The sequence below is a fragment of the Oceanobacillus sp. CFH 90083 genome (genome assembly GCF_009389585.1).
In the GTDB taxonomy this organism is placed as follows: Bacteria; Bacillota; Bacilli; order Bacillales; family Amphibacillaceae; genus Oceanobacillus.
This window is the reverse complement of sequence record NZ_VIYG01000001.1, coordinates 140,338-156,452: the sequence shown is the minus strand read 5'-3', so window position 1 is coordinate 156,452 and position 16,115 is coordinate 140,338. Positions and strand designations below refer to the sequence as shown.

Genomic DNA, 16,115 nt, shown 5'->3' with positions numbered 1-16,115 from the left:
CGTCAAAATGGATATAGGGAAAATTTTTTCGGGTTTTTTGAACAGATACTTTAAGCAAAAAGGATAACTATTTCACAACAAAGAGGAGGAGCATTGCACATGGGATTACAAACTGAATTTGAAGTAAGAGGCGATGTGCTGATTGTACGTATGGAAGGTGAATTGGATCATCATGAAGCAGAAGGATTAAGAGATACGTGGAAGGATTGGATTTATCTGCATTCCATTAAACATATCATCTTAAATTTGAAGGGAGTAAGCTTCATGGACAGCTCTGGATTAGGAGTTGTTTTAGGACGTTATAAAGAGATTGTGCAATTAGGGGGAGAAATGGTTCTTTGTTCTGTAGCTCCTTCCCTGCACCGACTTTTTGATATGTCGGGATTTTTCAAGATTATCCGTTTAGAAGAAAATGAAGATCGTGCACTTCAAGGCTTGGGGGTGACATCATGAGGAATGAAATGTCATTTTCTTTTTCAAGCATAAGTGAAAACGAGGCTTTTGCCAGAGTTGCCGTTGCATCCTTTGTCACACAGCTGGACCCGACAATGGAGGAATTAACAGAAATTAAAACGGTTGTCTCTGAGGCGGTGACCAATGCCATTATCCATGGCTATGGAAGCGAGCCGCATCACAAGGTATATATTGATTGTGTCCTGTATGACGGGGAAATCGAATTGACCATTCGTGATGAGGGACAAGGTATTATAAATGTGGATGAAGCAAGGGAACCTTTATTTACATCAAAACCAGAAATGGAACGATCCGGCATGGGTTTTACGATTATTGAAAATTTCATGGATACCGTGGAAGTCATTTCTGCTCCTGAAAAAGGGACTTCCGTTTATATGAAGAAGCAATTATCAAAATCAAAAACGGTCTATAATTAGGGCATCTGACGTGAATATTCATAAAACGGAGGAAAGAGAGCAGCTTTCCAATGAACAGGTAAAGAAAATGATTCGATTAAGCCAATCAGGTGATAACGAAGCAAGGGAAGAGCTTATCCGCCGTAATGTCCGGCTTGTCTGGTCTGTCGTGCAGCGGTTTGTCAATCGGGGTTATGATCCTGATGACTTATTTCAAATTGGAAGTATTGGGTTAATCAAAGCAGTGGATAAATTTGATTTGTCCTACAATGTGAAATTTTCTACCTATGCTGTGCCTATGATTATTGGTGAAATACAGCGTTTCATTCGTGATGACGGCAGTGTAAAGGTAAGCCGGTCTTTAAAGGAGATGGGGAATAAAATTCGCCGTAAACGAGAAGAAATGGCGAAAGATTTAGGTCGTTCTCCATCGATTAATGAATTAGCAGAAGCACTGGAGCTGGATCCGGAAGAAATTGTCCATGCACAAGAGGCTGCAAAATCACCTCAATCCATTCATGAAACCGTCTATGAAAGTGATGGTGATTCCATTACTTTATTAGATCAAATTGCAGAACAGGATTCCAGGTGGTTTGAAAAATTATCCATTCAGGAAGCTGTCCGTTCCCTTACCGAGCGGGAAAGATTAATTATTTACTTACGCTATTATAAGGATCAGACACAGACAGAAGTAGCAGAAAGACTTGGAATTTCTCAAGTGCAGGTCTCCAGACTGGAGAAAAAGATATTAGAAGATATGAAGAAAAGTATGGATGCAGGATAAAATCCGAGCTTATTTGTGTAAATAGCACAGATAAGCTTTTTTTCATGTTAAGAAAAGAATAAGTCCACAATAGATTAAGTTGTTAACGAAATGAATTGTATTTAGAGCTCATAATTTGCTTACCTTTAACAAATACTATCTGTTAAGGAAATGAAGATAAGGGTGTGATGGTATGACCGAGCTTGTTTATATAAGAATGCGGAAAAAAGTAATCCTTGAAAAATGGCAAGAGCTGAAGCTGAAAGATATTGCTCATATATCCACACATACCAAGAAGAAAGAAATACTGGAAAACACACCGATTTACCGCTTATCTAAAAAGGATAAAAATATTTTAGTGATTGACAGCTTTTTAGTGATTGACCACCTTACAAAAGAGTACTCAAATATTGAATTTCAGCTGCTTGGATCAGAGCAGACCCTTATACAAATTGAACCGCATAAAAAGCCGACACATCCAGTGATTATTACGTTTGTCTGGTTGCTCCTGTTTGTTGGATCAGCAATGACGATTATGAATTTTCATTATGATGTAAGTATGCAGCCCGTCCAGCAAAAACTGCATTTTATCCTGACTGGGGTCGAAAACAAGTACCCTCTATGGATTCAAATTCCTTATTCTTTAGGTCTTGGGGTAGGAACAATTCTTTTTTTCAATCATTGGTTTAAAAAACGATTTAATGAAGAGCCGAGCCCGTTAGAAGTAGAGATCTTTAATTACCAGCAGGATTTACAGCAGTACATTAATACGATGGAAAATGAAATGAATGATCCGGGAAATCCTTCTTAATACCCTGCAAATTTTTATTGGCTTCAGTGGCGGTGTTGCTGTTGGTGCGGGATTTGTTGCTTTTATTACGGTATTAGGAATCATTCCAAGGCTGATTCAATTAAGCAAAACAGAAAAATATATAAAAATTTACGCGGCTGCAGTAATTATCGGGCTATTAGCCGGAGCTTATTTTTCATTTGCGCCTATTTCAACATCACAATCTATTTTCGCGTTAATTTTATGGGGGTTATTTCATGGCATTTTTAATGGAATGCTTGCGGCAGCATTAACAGAGGTATTAAATGTTTTTCCCATTCTTTCGCGGAGGATAGGAATGGAAGGCTATGTTGTTTTATTTATGATGGCATTAATGCTTGGCAAGGTGTTTGGATCATTGTTCCAATGGATTTATTTTGTGCATTAAGAAAGTGTGAAAGGACACGATGTAACCGTCATTTAATCGATGAAAGCGCAACGAAGGCGAGCAATCCTGCGCCTTTCCAAGGCGTGGTTTGCCAAGTTTTCTTTATCCGCCGGAGGTGAAACGAAAACTTGGCAAACGGTGAGGCTGATACGCTATTAAATTTTGCTTTTCATTATAGAAGCTTATAAACAGAAGGTGAGCACATGAAAACAGATAAAGAAAAGAAGATTTCTATTTCTCCTCATATTGAAGATACGTATGCATACATGAAAAAGAGAATAGGGCTGGAAAAATCATATGATTTAGGCTACAGAGAAGTAGTCATCCTAAACAGACGCTTACAGCTTTACTATGTAACGGGTTTATGTGATACCTCTGTAATACAAGAAATTTTAAAAGTGATAATTGAAATCAATGATAATGAATCAGAAAGCAATCAGATTGGTGAAATCATTGAGAATAGACTAATTCACCAGCAAGTAACACATGTAAACACAATGGATGAAGCTGTTGATGAGGTGCTAAGTGGTCTGATTGCTGTATTTATTGATGGAAAGGATTACGCACAGATTATTGATGTACGTAATTATCCGGGAAGAACTCCTGAAGAACCGGATACAGAGAAAGTCATTCGTGGATCAAGGGATGGTTATACAGAAAATATTGTAGAGAACACGGCACTGACCAGAAGACGGCTGCGTGATGAAAGCTTGCGGAACGAGATGCTAAAAGTAGGGGAGCGCTCGAAAACAGATGTTTGCGTCACCTACATTGAAGATGTGGCAAACCCTAATTTAGTAAAGTATTTAAAAAACTTGATTGAAAAAATCGAAGTGGATGGCATTTCTATGTCTGATAAATCATTGGAAGAATTTTTAATGGTCAAAAAGTGGAATATTTATCCGCTCGTCCGATATACAGAAAGGCCCGATGTTGCAACAAGTCACTTATTAGAAGGGCATGTTATTATTTTTGTTGATACTTCTCCCAGTGCAATCATTGTTCCCACAACTTTTTTTCATCATTTGCAGCATGCTGAGGAATACCGGCAAGTACCGACAATAGGTACTTGTATCCGATTTATCCGGTTTCTTGCTGTGTTAGCAGCTTTATTTCTATTGCCGACGTGGCTGTTGTTTGCTGTTGAGCCATCCCTGCTGCCGGACAAATTGAGTTTTATCGGCCCGAATGATGAAGGAAATGTACCTATAACCGTCCAGATTATCATTGCGGCTGTGGGAATTGAATTTTTAAGAATGGCAGCAATTCATACCCCGACCCCCTTATCAACAGCAATGGGGTTAATTGCAGCTGTTTTAATTGGAGAAATAGCTATTGAAGTTGGACTGTTCTCACCAGAGGTTATTCTGTATATTGCAACGAGCGCAATCGGGAATTATGTCACACCAAGCTATGAATTAAGTGTTGCCAACAAAGTGGTTACTATTTTGCTTGTCGTCGCTGTAGGATTATTTGGATTACCTGGATATATGATTGGGATTACACTTTATATTTTATTTATCATTCAGATCAGATCTCTAAGAACACCCTATATGTGGCCTTTGCTTCCTTTTAATTTAAAAGCAATGACACATATTATATTCCGGATGCCGGTTCCATACACAAAACACCGCCCAAGCATTGTGCACCCGCGTAATAATTACCGGCGTCCTTAAAAGGGGAGCAGATGCCTGAAGAAGTTTAAAGAATTTGAGGAGTAATGGGAGTCCCAGTCCCAACTAAGGCAGCCCTGCACCTTTCAGAATTGGTTTTCCAAGTTTTCTTTAGATAAAATACAGTTAATTTAGATGCTGTAGCTTTATTCAGGCTTTCATTATTCCTTGTATTATGATAAAGTATTTTATTATTTGAAATAATGGGGGAAAAAGAATGATACTTGATGCACACCCCTTTAACGTAAATACAAAGGGACATTTAGAAATTGGTGGTATCGACACCATTGAATTAGCTGAAAAATACGGAACACCTTTATATGTCTATGACGTGGAAATGATTCGGAACCATGCCAGAGCTTTTGTGCAAACTTTTCGTGATGCCGGAGTTACTGGCAGGGTTGCCTATGCAAGCAAGGCGTTTTCGACAATCGCAATGCTTCAGGTGGCAAAACAGGAAGGCTTATGCTTAGACGTAATTTCTGAAGGTGAATTATACACTGCACTTCAAGCGGACTTTCCAACTGAGAGAATTCATATGCATGGCAATAATAAAAGTGAAAAAGAAATAGCGATGGCAGTAACACATAACATCGGCTGCATTGTTATTGATAACTTTCATGATATTGATTTATTAGAGCAAGAGCTAATTAAACAAGAAAAAACAATGGATGTGCTATTTCGTGTAACACCGGGTGTGGAATCGAAAACACATAAATATATTATGACCGGAAATGAAGATTCTAAATTCGGCTTTAATCTGCAGAATGGGCAAGCGGAGGCTGCTTTAAAAAGTGTTCTGGGACATCCCCGCATTCAATTAAAGGGCCTTCATTGTCATATTGGTTCACAAATATTTGAAACAGACGGCTTCCGTGCAGCAACGGGTATTCTATTTGCTAAATTAGAAGAGTGGAAGCAAAAATATCATTTTGAATCAGATATTTTAAACTTAGGCGGAGGTTTCGGAATTCGTTATACAGAAGACGACCAGCCGCTTCCGTTAGCAGAATACGTGAAAGATATGATTGATAGCGTGAAAGAAAATTGTGATAAATACAAGATGAAATTCCCGGAAATTTGGATTGAACCAGGCCGTTCTATTGTGGGAGATGCAGGGATAACTTTATACACAATTGGAGCTAGCAAGACCATTCCCGGTGTCAGAGAATATTATTCTGTTGATGGCGGTATGACAGATAATATCCGTCCAGCTCTATACCAATCTAAGTATGATGCAGTCATTGCAAATCGTCCGAAGGCAAGTCCGGAAAAGGAAGTTTCCATCGCTGGAAAATGTTGTGAGTCTGGGGATATGCTGATTTGGGATCTGCCAGTACCGCAAATTAAAGATAAAGATATACTTGCTGTGTTTTCAACAGGAGCTTACAATTACTCTATGGCAAGTCATTATAACCGTTTACCAAAACCTGCAGTTGTTTTTGTGGAAGATGGTCAGGATCATCTTGTTGTTCGCAGAGAAACATACCAGGACATTGTTAAAAACGACTTATCCTACGATGGGATAAAGAACTTTACTTGTGTAGAATAAATGGTAAAATAAAGATTAATTGCTATTAAATGAGGATGTTTAAAAGGAGATTTGCTGAAATGAAAAAAGGTTATATTGAAATGGAAAATGGAAATAAAATTGAATTTGAATTGTACCCGGAGGAAGCACCGGGAACAGTGGCTAACTTTGAAAAATTAGCAAATGAAAAGTTTTATGATGGTTTGACTTTTCACCGCGTCATCCCTGGTTTTGTCAGCCAAGGAGGATGCCCGGTTGGTAATGGTACAGGTTCAGCAGGATATACAATCAAGTGTGAAACAGAAGAAAACCCGCACAAACATGAAGAAGGTTCCCTATCTATGGCACATGCCGGAAAAGATACTGGAAGTTCTCAATTCTTTATTGTACATGAACCACAGCCGCATCTAAATGGTGTTCATACTGTTTTTGGAAAAGTAACGTCCGGTATTGAACTTGCAAAAGCAATGTCAAACGGTGATACAATGAAAGAAATTCGTGTAGAAGGATAGTTATCATTTAAATGAAGGATGACCTTAGAAAAATAGTTAGAAAACGTTGTCTGTAAAGACGACAGAATGTACTTGGCAAACTATTTGGAGAGGCATCCTTTTTATGCATGTATTGCTGATTTACTCAAATTTTAAAATGATGCTTTTCATTATATTGGAAATGCGTTATACTTTCAGAGTAAATACTGATTGAAACTTTAAAGGATTACCATACAAGAAATTAATGAGGGGTAATTATGTTAATTCGCTTTAAAAGAAACTTAGAAAAAATTGCTATGGGTTTATTATCATTTATGCCAGAGGAAAAAGACGTAAAAAAACTGCAGGCGACAATTCGCGAGTATGAGGAAAACGACCATTTACATCTGCATTTGTGGAAAGAAGGCGATGATGTTCTTGGAGCAATAGGTGTACAAACTGTGAATGACAATCAATTAATGATTAACCATCTTACTGTGAACCCTTCTCATAGAGATCAGGGGATTGGTTCGCAAATGATTGCCGAAATTCATCGTATCTATGCAGATAAATACGATATTGTACCCTCTGAAAGTGTCAAAGCCTTCTATGAGAAAGCAAAGGACGATAAAAGCCAACCCTGAAAGGGTTGGCTTTTCATTCGTTGCTGCTTCTATTTATTTCAAGTATATTTTAGTACCAAGCTGCTCCTACAATTACTAATAAGATAAATAGTACAACGATTAAAGCAAATCCACCTGCGTAACCACCAGAATAACCGCTCATTTTATTTCCTCCTTTTTAGTTCAATCCATAAATGTTTTGTGCTAACATTTATATTACGCTATAACTTATGTAAGCTTAGCTAAGAGTGTATGGGCTCTTGCAATTAAATTTAAGCTGCTTCTTAGAATGGTTTATAGTAGATGTTCAAAAAAATTCAAGCAACATAACATGGCAGGAAAGAAGCTGCTGCTGAGAATTCCTGCAATATTTTCCAAATAATCTTTTTTTGAACATATATGAATACAATATTTGAGTAAGCTTGAGAGGAATTACAGCGATGATTCAAGGGTATGAAGTGAAATTAGAAACGTTTGAAGGTCCATTAGATTTGTTGCTTCATTTAATAAATCAGTATGAAATCGATATTTATGATATCCCTGTTGCTCAGATTACCCAGCAATATATGGATTATATTCACACGATGCAGCATTTGGAATTAAACATTGCCAGTGAATATCTGGTCATGGCATCTACATTGCTCGCCATTAAAAGCCAGATGCTTCTTCCCAAGCAGGAATTTGAAGAGGAAGAGATGGATGAAGCATATACGGAGGACCCTCGGGAAGAACTGATGCAGCGCTTGATTGAATATCGAAAATATAAAGAAGCCGCAGAGGCATTAAAAGAAAAAGAAGCAAAAGAACAGCAGGTATATACGCGCTCACCAGTCATTTTTGATTTTAAAGATATTCCCATTGAAAATACGAATGCTGGAAATGCGTCTATTTTTGACATGATTCATGCTCTAAAAAAACTGATGCAGCGAAACCAATGGAAAGAGCCGCAGGATACCGTTATTGAGCGAATGGATATACCGATAGAAAAAAGGATGGATGAAGTACTGCAGCAGGTTAGAAATAGTAAAGATGGGATTGCATTTCATGCGTTGTTCCCTGTTCCAACAAAATCATATATCGTAACAACCTTTGTAGCGATTTTAGAGTTAATGAAAAAAAGAGAAGTATATGCAATGCAAGAACAGCATTTTGAAGAATTATATGTTTACAACATGGAGGAATCATCGTGGAGTTAGAATATTTAAAAGGAGTTGCAGAAGGTCTGTTATTTGCTGGCGGTGACGAAGGGATAACTGTAAATGAGCTGAGTCATGTCCTGGGTGTTTCCTTAGATAACGTTCGTCAAATTATTGATGAACTTCAAACAGACTATAAAGAGCAGCATCGCGGACTAATGATTCTTAACGCAAACGGGATGCTCAGCTTAACAACCAAACCGGATCACAGTGATTACTTTAAGAAATGGGTTATCCAGCCAAAGCCTAATAGAATGTCTCAAGCAGCATTAGAAACACTGGCAATTATTGCATATCAGCAGCCGATAACGCGGGCTGAAATTGATGAAATTCGCGGCGTTCGCAGTGAAAGGCCGCTGCAAACTTTAATATCCCGGATGTTAATCGAAGAATGCGGGCGGAAGGAAACAGTAGGCCGCCCAATTCTTTTTCGAACAACCAAGGAGTTTCTTACCTTCTTTGGTTTATCTACCCTGGAGGAATTACCTGAATTAGAAAGCTCTTTAGATTCTGAAGCAGATGCAGCTGATGTGGATCTATTCTTTGACCGGTTTCAGGATGAATAATTTTTGATTAGAAGACCTTATAGGTGAGTTAAATCTATAAGGTTTTTTCATTGAGTAAATCAGAATACTGCAATCCAGGTTTCAGCAGCAGATCCTGCCTCATTTTCTCCGCTTATCTAGTCCCTTATTCCATTTTAATCATAACAGCTTGTTTCATGCATATAAATAAATTAGAAGCATTTATCAAGCTCTTAAGAGAGGATAGAATTTCTAGACATAAAGCTGTGTTTTATGAGGAGGAGCCAGCCTGATGCGCTTTTTAGTATGGATGGTCATATTTATCATTAGTTTCTTATCTTTCCCAATTTATGGACATGCTGCACCGGATGTTTCGGCACAGCAAGCCGTTCTAATCGAGCAATCGTCAGGGAGGGTATTATTTGCAAAAGATGCTGATGAACAGGCTTCTATTGCAAGTATTACGAAGGTGATGACCGCAATTATTGCTATTGAATCTGGGAAAATGGATGAAAAAGCCACTGTTTCCAGAAATGCTATTTATACAGAAGGATCTTCTATTTATTTAGAGCAAGGGGAAAAAATGTCTTTGACTGATTTAGTATATGGTCTCATGCTTCGCTCGGGAAATGATGCTGCTGTTGCTATTGCTGAACATGTTGGTGAGAGCGAGGAAGGCTTTGTTTACTTAATGAATGAAAAGGCTAAATGGCTTGGAATGGAAAATACGCATTTTGATAATCCGCATGGACTCGATTCAGAAACGCATTATTCGAGCGCTCATGATATGGCAATTTTAATGCAGTATGCGATGGAAAATCCTATTTTTCAAGAGGTAAGCGGTACGAAAAGCTATATGTCTGAAAACAGATCTTACTATTGGCAAAATAAAAATAAGCTTCTGACCAGACTTTATGACTATTGTACAGGAGGCAAGACCGGCTATACGAAGCAGACCGGACGAACACTGCTGACTACAGCTGAGAAGGACGGAATGACATTAATTGCTGTCACCCTTGATGCTCCTGATGATTGGCAGGATCATATAGCTATGTATGAATGGGGCTTTGAACAGTTTGAAATGAAGGAAGTGGACCAGAATGGCGAGGTCATAACAGATGAAAAGAATTTATCAAAAGACACTGTCATTTTACCACTCTATAAACATGAAAAGGACACTTGGGCAAAAGAAGTTTATTTGAGAGGAGAAGGCGTATCCTGTCAGGCAAGCAATACGGTATTAAACCAGCAAAGTAATCATAAAGAAGAGCATTTTATGGATGATATAGTGCATGTATTTCATTCTATTCTAAGGTGGGATACAAATGATTAATTGGATATGGATCGGTATGGCTGCGATTGGCATTATTTATGCGATGTTTTCAGGGAATATGGAAGCAGTCAATGAGGCTATTTTTGAAAGTGCTGCCCAGGCTGTCTCCTTAGCGATAGGGCTAATTAGTATTTTAGTGTTTTGGTTAGGTATGATGCGTATTGCAGAGGAAGCTGGTATTTTACGGGGTCTTGCCAAGCTGTTTCGTCCGATTATTTCTAAAATTTTCCCGGAAATACCAAAGGATCATCCAGCATTAGGTTATATTTTATCTAATTTAACAGCAAATATGTTTGGTCTGGGCAACGCTGCCACGCCTTTAGGAATTAAGGCGATGGAAGAAATGAAAAAACTCAACAACCATGCCGAGACAGCTTCTCGTTCCATGATTACCTTTCTTATCTTAAATACGACTGGATTAACATTGATTCCTACAACCGTCATTGGAATCAGAATGCAATACGAATCAGCATCTCCAACAGAAATTGTCGGTATTACCTTACTGGTTACCTGTATAGGCACGCTTGCCGGACTGGCTATCGATCGGTTTTTTTATTATAAAAGTACGTGGGGGAAATCATAATGGGGCTGATCAGCTTACTTAGCATTTGGATGATACCTTGTTTTATTTTAATCATTATGATAACAGCAAGTATTCGGAAATTACCTGCATATGATTTGTTTGTAGAGGGAGGGAAGGAAGGAGTAAAAACAGCTGTTTCCTTGCTTCCTTTTTTAGTTGGAATGATTACAGCTATTTCGATATTGCGAAGCTCGGGCGCTTTAGATGCATTTGTGGACTTAATCGCTCCACTGCTGGCCTTTATCGGATTTCCTGCAGAAGTGTTACCGCTGGCACTTATTCGCCCGATATCAGGAACAGCAGCATTAGGAATGACAACCGAAATCATCGCAACCTATGGCCCCGACTCGTTCATCGGCACGCTTGCTTCAGTTATGCAGGGGAGTACGGATACGACCTTGTATGTGCTTACGATTTATTTTGGAGCAATTGGTATTAAAAAAATCCGTTATGCACTGCAGGCAGGGCTGTTAGCTGATTTAATTGCTATACTTGCGGCTGTGTTTCTTGTTACAATGATGTTTGGGTAAATAATCTGCTTCCGTTGAAATACTTTTTCCTAAAAAATGATACTTTCCTGACAGCCAGAATAAGACTATGATGAAGATAGGTGAAAAATTATCTTTTATCATAGGCTTTCTTAATGTATAAGAAAGTATATAATTTAAGGCAACGGTTTTAATAAACCAAGTAATCGCAGTCCCGGCCCCGGTCCCAACTAAGGCTTGGCAAATGCCGAGTTTTCTTTATTTGTGTGAAAACAGCAGATTATTAGGTAAATCAAATGAAAATAGTATAATATAAGAAGGCAATACATGAATTGAAGTTCGGATATCAGATACAGCATGCTATCCGTTCCCGGGAAAATAAAAGAAAAAAGATAGGAGATTTATATGTCAAAGCATGAAGAAAGATTACAAAAAATCATTGCTCAAAGTGGATTAACATCCAGAAGAAAGGCGGAGCAGCTGATTTCAGATGGAAAAGTAAAAGTAAATGATAAAACCGTAACAGAAATGGGAATAAAGGTCACCTCTGATGATAAAGTAGAGGTAGATGGGGTGCCGCTTGAAAAAGAGGAGTTTGTATACTATCTCTTGTATAAGCCTAGAGGAGTTATTTCCAGTGTCAAAGATGACAAAGGCAGAAAAGTAGTTACAGACTTTTTTCCGGAAGTAGAAGAACGCATTTTTCCGGTCGGCAGATTGGATTATGACACATCAGGAATATTGCTGTTAACCAATGATGGTGAATTTGCCAATCGGCTGATGCACCCAAGCCAAGAGGTTAATAAAGTGTATGTGGCAAAAGTCAAAGGTATTCCTCACAAAAAAGAATTGTTAAAATTACGCAAGGGTGTTGTCGCTGATGGAGAAAAGCTGAAGGCAGTCCATGCGAATTTGCTGTCCACTGATAAAGAAAAGAAGACAGCTATTGTTGAATTAACATTACATGAGGGAAAAAATAGACAAGTACGCAGAATGCTTGAAGAAATCGGTTTTCCGGTGGTGAAGCTGAAGCGTGAGCAATATAGTTTTTTGACATTACATGGATTAAATGCTGGAGAATATAGAGCATTAACCCCAAAAGAAGTCAATCAACTTCGGAACATGTCCACAAAATTGTAAGATAATATTCAAATTTAAACACTTTAGTCAATGTTATAATGAGTTGGAAAGGAGGACGGGAAATCATGAGCAAGGAAGAAAGAAATATTTACAAACAGAAAAAGAAACGAAATCGCTTCATTTTTCGTTCTTCTATTTTAGCTGTGCTGATCGGGGCTGTCATATTTGCACTGTTTTCAAATTCAAAGGATGATGATGAAATATATCGTGCCGGTGATATGGCTCCTGATTTTAAATTAAGTCAAATTAATAACAACTTTGATGCTGAGGCGACACAGCTCAGTGATTTAGAAGGTAAAGGGGTCATGCTGAACTTCTGGGCGACCTGGTGCGGACCGTGTAAAGAAGAAATGCCGTATATGCAGGAATTATATCCGGAGTATCGGGAAAAAGGTGTCGAAATTGTAGCTGTCAGTCTCGATAGTACAGAATTAGTAGTTGATAATTTTATAAATGAATATGGGTTGACATTTGCAATCCCTCATGATGCCAATAGTGATGTTAGAGATCTATATAAAATCAGATCAATGCCGACAACTTTTTTTATTAATCCGGATGGGACGATAGAAGAAATTGTTCAAGGAGCTCTGACATTAGATAGATTAGAAGGATACTTAGACGCAATTACACCGGATGCATCATGATAATCCATGAGAATGGAGGTAGACAATGAATAAAATAAAGTGTGAGTGCGGTCATATCAATCCCGAGGGTACCGTATTATGTGAAGCATGCGGAAAGCCTGTTGAAGGGAATCAGCATATTGATGGAAACGATGACAAAAAGCTGCTAAATATGCGTTATGACGGAAGTGCCCGCCGTTCACAAACATATCAAAAATCAATTGTAGATAAAATTTGGAGCTTTTTCTCTTCGGTAAAAGTAGGCGTCTGGCTGATTGTATTGGCATTAATCGCCTCTATATTTGGTACAATTTTCCCGCAGGAGCAATTTATACCGCAGGATGCTGTATCAAGAGATCCGGCAATCTTTTATGAAGATAGATATGGTATTTTAGGATTGATGTACTATCAGCTTGGGTTTCATCATATGTACAGCTCTTTTTGGTTTATCACGTTACTTGCTTTAATCGGGATATCCTTGGTTATTTGCAGCTTGGACCGTTTTGTCCCGCTTTATAGAGCACTCAGAAACCAGAGAGCCAAGAAGCATAAGAAATTTTTATCGAGACAGCGGCTATATAGTGAATCAACTAATATTCATGACAACGATATAGACAAGCTGGTGGCAAGTTTAAAAAATTCCAGATATAAAATAACAGAAGAAAATGGATATATATTAGCAGAGAAAGGCCGTTTTTCCAGATGGGGTCCTTATGTAAATCATATTGGTCTTATTATTATATTACTGGCGGGGATTTTACGTACAACGCCAATCATGTTTTCCGAAGAGTATATGTGGGTTCGTGAAGGGGAACAGAGGGTGATTCCTGGCACAAATAACCAGTATTACATAGAAAATCAGGAATTTATATTGGAAACACATGATCAGGAAGATGAACGTTTTCAGGGAGGCTCCTTGGAAGAAGAGATTGCAACTAACTTCCAAACCGACGTTATTATTTACGAAGCTGAAAATCCAGATGTTGTTGGTGCTGAGCCTGAATTAGAACCAATTCTTGAGTATTCTATTCAGATGAATAATCCGGCAAAGTTTGATAAATACACGTTATATCAGCAAGGTTATCAGTTAAATGAATTTAAAAATATGTCTTTTTATATTCATGACGCAGATGACGAGGCTGGAGAGTCACTGGGTACGTTTACGATTGATTTAACAAATCCGGAATCCGTTTATGAAACAGACAGCGGTTTTCGAGTCGAGTTAACAAATTACTATCCTGATTATGTGATGACAGAAGAAGGGACCCCCGTTTCGGAAACGGATTTTCCTAGAAATCCGGCATTTGTTGTAACTGTATATCCTCCAGATTCCGATGAGGGTGAAGTCAGCTTTCTTGGTATCGGCATGAACATTGATGCTACCGGAGAAAATCAATACAAGGTAGCAATTGATGATGTTGAATTCAGGGATGTCAGCGGGATTACAGTAAGCTCAGACCGGACACTTCCATTCTTTTTTGTCGGTGCTATGATCTTTATGATCGGTGTTATTCAAGGAATGTACTGGCAGCATCGCCGGGTTTGGATTAATAAGCAAAAGGACAATTCTCTTCTTGTCGCAGCGCATACGAATAAAAACTGGCACGGAATCAAACGGGATATTGAAAAGGCTGTGGAAGGTACAAATGTTACCATGGTGAAGGACCAGCAGGAATTGGACGAATAAATATTATATTTAGAGGGTTAAGAGAGGATTGGAGGTAAGCGAATGGGTTTATATAGTACTAGCAGCAGTGCCCTGCTCATTGCATTTATTTTATATTTAGTTGCAACCTTCTTCTTTGGAGGGGCAATCCGGCAAGATAAAAAGGAACGTCATCAGAAAACAAAAGCAGGAACCATCGGTTTAGTTATCACAATAATTGGTTTTATATCTCAAATTGTTTACTTTATTACAAGGTGGATATATACAGGCCATGCACCGGTAAGTAATCTTTTTGAATTTACAACCTTCTTAGGTATGTCAATGATTTTGGCATTTATCATTATTTACAGCTACTATAAAACTGCATTTTTAGGAGTATTTGCATTACCTTTAGCAACGATCATTATCGCTTATGCAAGTATGTTTTCAACAGATGCAGCGCCATTGGTAGCGTCTCTGCAAAGTTATTGGCTGCCGATTCATGTTTCAACAGTGGCATTGGGGCAAGGGATTTTATTTATCAGCTTTGTCGCCGGGTTAATGTATTTAATTCGGCAGATTGATCAAACAAAGCTGACTTTACGAAACACGATGCTTGAGCTTGTTATTTACGGTATCTTTTTATTTATTGGATTTATTGCTGTTACAACAATATTTAATGCCGTTTCATATCAAGCAACGTTTGAAGTGGAAAGAAACGGACAGCAAATCATGGCAGAATATCATCTTCCGCCAATCGCAGAGCCGCAGGATAGTACATTATTATCTGAAAATGTCATGACTCCATGGTTTGCAGCACCGGATTGGATGCATGGGGATGAAGCCGGTAGAAAATTAAATACAGTGATCTGGTCATTCTTTGCAGGAACAATTATTTATGGCATTACTATGTTAATCTCTCGTAAGCGAATTGGAAAAAGGCTGCAGCCACTTCTCCAGGGAGTAAAACCGGACATGCTGGATGAGATTATGTATCGCTCTGTTGCAATTGGTTTTCCTGTCTTCACTTTAGGAGGATTAATCTTTGCAGCTATTTGGGCTCAGATTGCCTGGGGTAGATTCTGGGGCTGGGATCCAAAAGAAGTCTGGGCATTAATTACCTGGTTCTTTTATGCGGCATTCCTGCATCTGCGCCTTTCCAGAGGCTGGCATGGGGAAAAATCAGGCTGGCTTGCAGTAGTCGGTTTTGCGATTATTATGTTTAATCTGATTGTAGTAAATCTGGTACTTGCCAGCTTACACTCTTACGCATAATTTGCATGACGGCAGATGGCAGATAGTGCTATCAAAAAGAGAATTGTTATTAATCCGTTGGTTGGTAGCAGTTCTTTTTTCTATAAGCGCATGCTGCAATCGTTAAGAACCTGAGGTTTCTCTTAATTCCTTAACTTTTCAAACGGCTTCGTTTATAATGCT

The 16,115-nt window shown here is 38.4% G+C and carries 19 protein-coding genes; 18 read left to right on the top strand and 1 reads right to left on the bottom strand.

The features are described 5' to 3' along the window. Positions 1–99: 99 nt before the first annotated feature. The 9 genes from spoIIAA to FLK20_RS00810 all read left to right on the top strand — a co-directional run bounded on the left by spoIIAA (position 100) and on the right by FLK20_RS00810 (position 7,167). Positions 100–453 carry an anti-sigma F factor antagonist gene (gene spoIIAA / locus FLK20_RS00850; RefSeq protein WP_152654668.1) on the top strand — a complete coding sequence of 118 codons (354 nt, stop codon included), beginning with the start codon at positions 100–102 and terminating at the stop codon, positions 451–453. After that, on the top strand, positions 450–890 hold the full coding sequence (gene spoIIAB / locus FLK20_RS00845; RefSeq protein WP_152654667.1) for an anti-sigma F factor: 441 nt from the start codon (positions 450–452) through the stop codon (positions 888–890). Before spoIIAA ends, spoIIAB begins: the two co-directional genes overlap by 4 nt. After that, entirely contained in the window at positions 886–1,653 is a 768-nt protein-coding gene (sigF, locus tag FLK20_RS00840) for an RNA polymerase sporulation sigma factor SigF (protein ID WP_370453149.1), read from the top strand. Before spoIIAB ends, sigF begins: the two co-directional genes overlap by 5 nt. Before the next feature lie 172 nt (positions 1,654–1,825). Beyond that, complete coding sequence (locus FLK20_RS00835) at positions 1,826–2,443, top strand: stage V sporulation protein AA (RefSeq protein WP_152654665.1); 618 nt, start codon at positions 1,826–1,828, stop codon at positions 2,441–2,443. Then, the gene (locus FLK20_RS00830) at positions 2,421–2,849 is read left to right on the top strand and encodes a stage V sporulation protein AB (RefSeq protein WP_152654664.1); all 429 of its coding nucleotides are present in this window, start codon (positions 2,421–2,423) and stop codon (positions 2,847–2,849) included. Before FLK20_RS00835 ends, FLK20_RS00830 begins: the two co-directional genes overlap by 23 nt. A 203-nt stretch (positions 2,850–3,052) precedes the next feature. Next, entirely contained in the window at positions 3,053–4,525 is a 1,473-nt protein-coding gene (locus tag FLK20_RS00825) for a spore germination protein (RefSeq protein WP_152654663.1), read from the top strand. A gap of 214 nt (positions 4,526–4,739) precedes the next feature. Continuing rightward, entirely contained in the window at positions 4,740–6,074 is a 1,335-nt protein-coding gene (gene lysA, locus FLK20_RS00820; RefSeq protein ID WP_152654662.1) for a diaminopimelate decarboxylase, read from the top strand. Positions 6,075–6,133: 59 nt separating this feature from the next. After that, entirely contained in the window at positions 6,134–6,565 is a 432-nt protein-coding gene (locus FLK20_RS00815) for a peptidylprolyl isomerase (protein WP_152654661.1), read from the top strand. A 236-nt stretch (positions 6,566–6,801) separates the two neighbouring features. Continuing rightward, entirely contained in the window at positions 6,802–7,167 is a 366-nt protein-coding gene (locus FLK20_RS00810) for a GNAT family N-acetyltransferase (protein ID WP_152654660.1), read from the top strand. 49 nt (positions 7,168–7,216) lie between these two features. Here the strand turns inward: FLK20_RS00810 and FLK20_RS00805 are convergent, their stop codons facing one another. Continuing rightward, positions 7,217–7,309, bottom strand: a complete 93-nt coding sequence (locus FLK20_RS00805; RefSeq protein WP_040981479.1) for a YjcZ family sporulation protein — start codon at positions 7,307–7,309, stop codon at positions 7,217–7,219. 277 nt (positions 7,310–7,586) lie between these two features. Between FLK20_RS00805 and FLK20_RS00800 the strand changes: the two genes are divergently transcribed. The 9 genes from FLK20_RS00800 (at position 7,587) to ccsB (ending at position 15,953) form a co-directional block, all read left to right on the top strand. Beyond that, positions 7,587–8,342, top strand: a complete 756-nt coding sequence (locus FLK20_RS00800) for a segregation/condensation protein A (RefSeq protein ID WP_152654659.1) — start codon at positions 7,587–7,589, stop codon at positions 8,340–8,342. Further along, a complete protein-coding gene (gene scpB, locus FLK20_RS00795) occupies positions 8,333–8,908 on the top strand; it encodes an SMC-Scp complex subunit ScpB (RefSeq protein ID WP_152654658.1) in 576 nt (191 codons plus the stop codon). Before FLK20_RS00800 ends, scpB begins: the two co-directional genes overlap by 10 nt. 250 nt (positions 8,909–9,158) lie before the next feature. After that, entirely contained in the window at positions 9,159–10,199 is a 1,041-nt protein-coding gene (locus FLK20_RS00790) for a D-alanyl-D-alanine carboxypeptidase family protein (protein ID WP_152654657.1), read from the top strand. Then, positions 10,192–10,782, top strand: a complete 591-nt coding sequence (locus tag FLK20_RS00785) for a nucleoside recognition domain-containing protein (RefSeq protein ID WP_152654656.1) — start codon at positions 10,192–10,194, stop codon at positions 10,780–10,782. Before FLK20_RS00790 ends, FLK20_RS00785 begins: the two co-directional genes overlap by 8 nt. Continuing rightward, positions 10,782–11,312, top strand: coding sequence for a spore maturation protein (locus tag FLK20_RS00780; RefSeq protein WP_152654655.1), 531 nt, complete (start codon positions 10,782–10,784; stop codon positions 11,310–11,312). The genes FLK20_RS00785 and FLK20_RS00780 overlap by 1 nt, the downstream gene beginning before the upstream one ends. Before the next feature lie 363 nt (positions 11,313–11,675). Beyond that, positions 11,676–12,410 (top strand): pseudouridine synthase, encoded by a 735-nt coding sequence (locus FLK20_RS00775; protein WP_152654654.1) that lies wholly within the window; start codon positions 11,676–11,678, stop codon positions 12,408–12,410. Positions 12,411–12,475: 65 nt separating this feature from the next. Beyond that, complete coding sequence (resA, locus tag FLK20_RS00770; protein WP_152654653.1) at positions 12,476–13,054, top strand: thiol-disulfide oxidoreductase ResA; 579 nt, start codon at positions 12,476–12,478, stop codon at positions 13,052–13,054. 25 nt (positions 13,055–13,079) lie between these two features. Next, positions 13,080–14,720 carry a cytochrome c biogenesis protein ResB gene (gene resB, locus FLK20_RS00765; RefSeq protein ID WP_152654652.1) on the top strand — a complete coding sequence of 547 codons (1,641 nt, stop codon included), beginning with the start codon at positions 13,080–13,082 and terminating at the stop codon, positions 14,718–14,720. A gap of 42 nt (positions 14,721–14,762) precedes the next feature. Further along, positions 14,763–15,953, top strand: a complete 1,191-nt coding sequence (gene ccsB, locus FLK20_RS00760; protein WP_152654651.1) for a c-type cytochrome biogenesis protein CcsB — start codon at positions 14,763–14,765, stop codon at positions 15,951–15,953. Positions 15,954–16,115 lie beyond the last annotated feature (162 nt).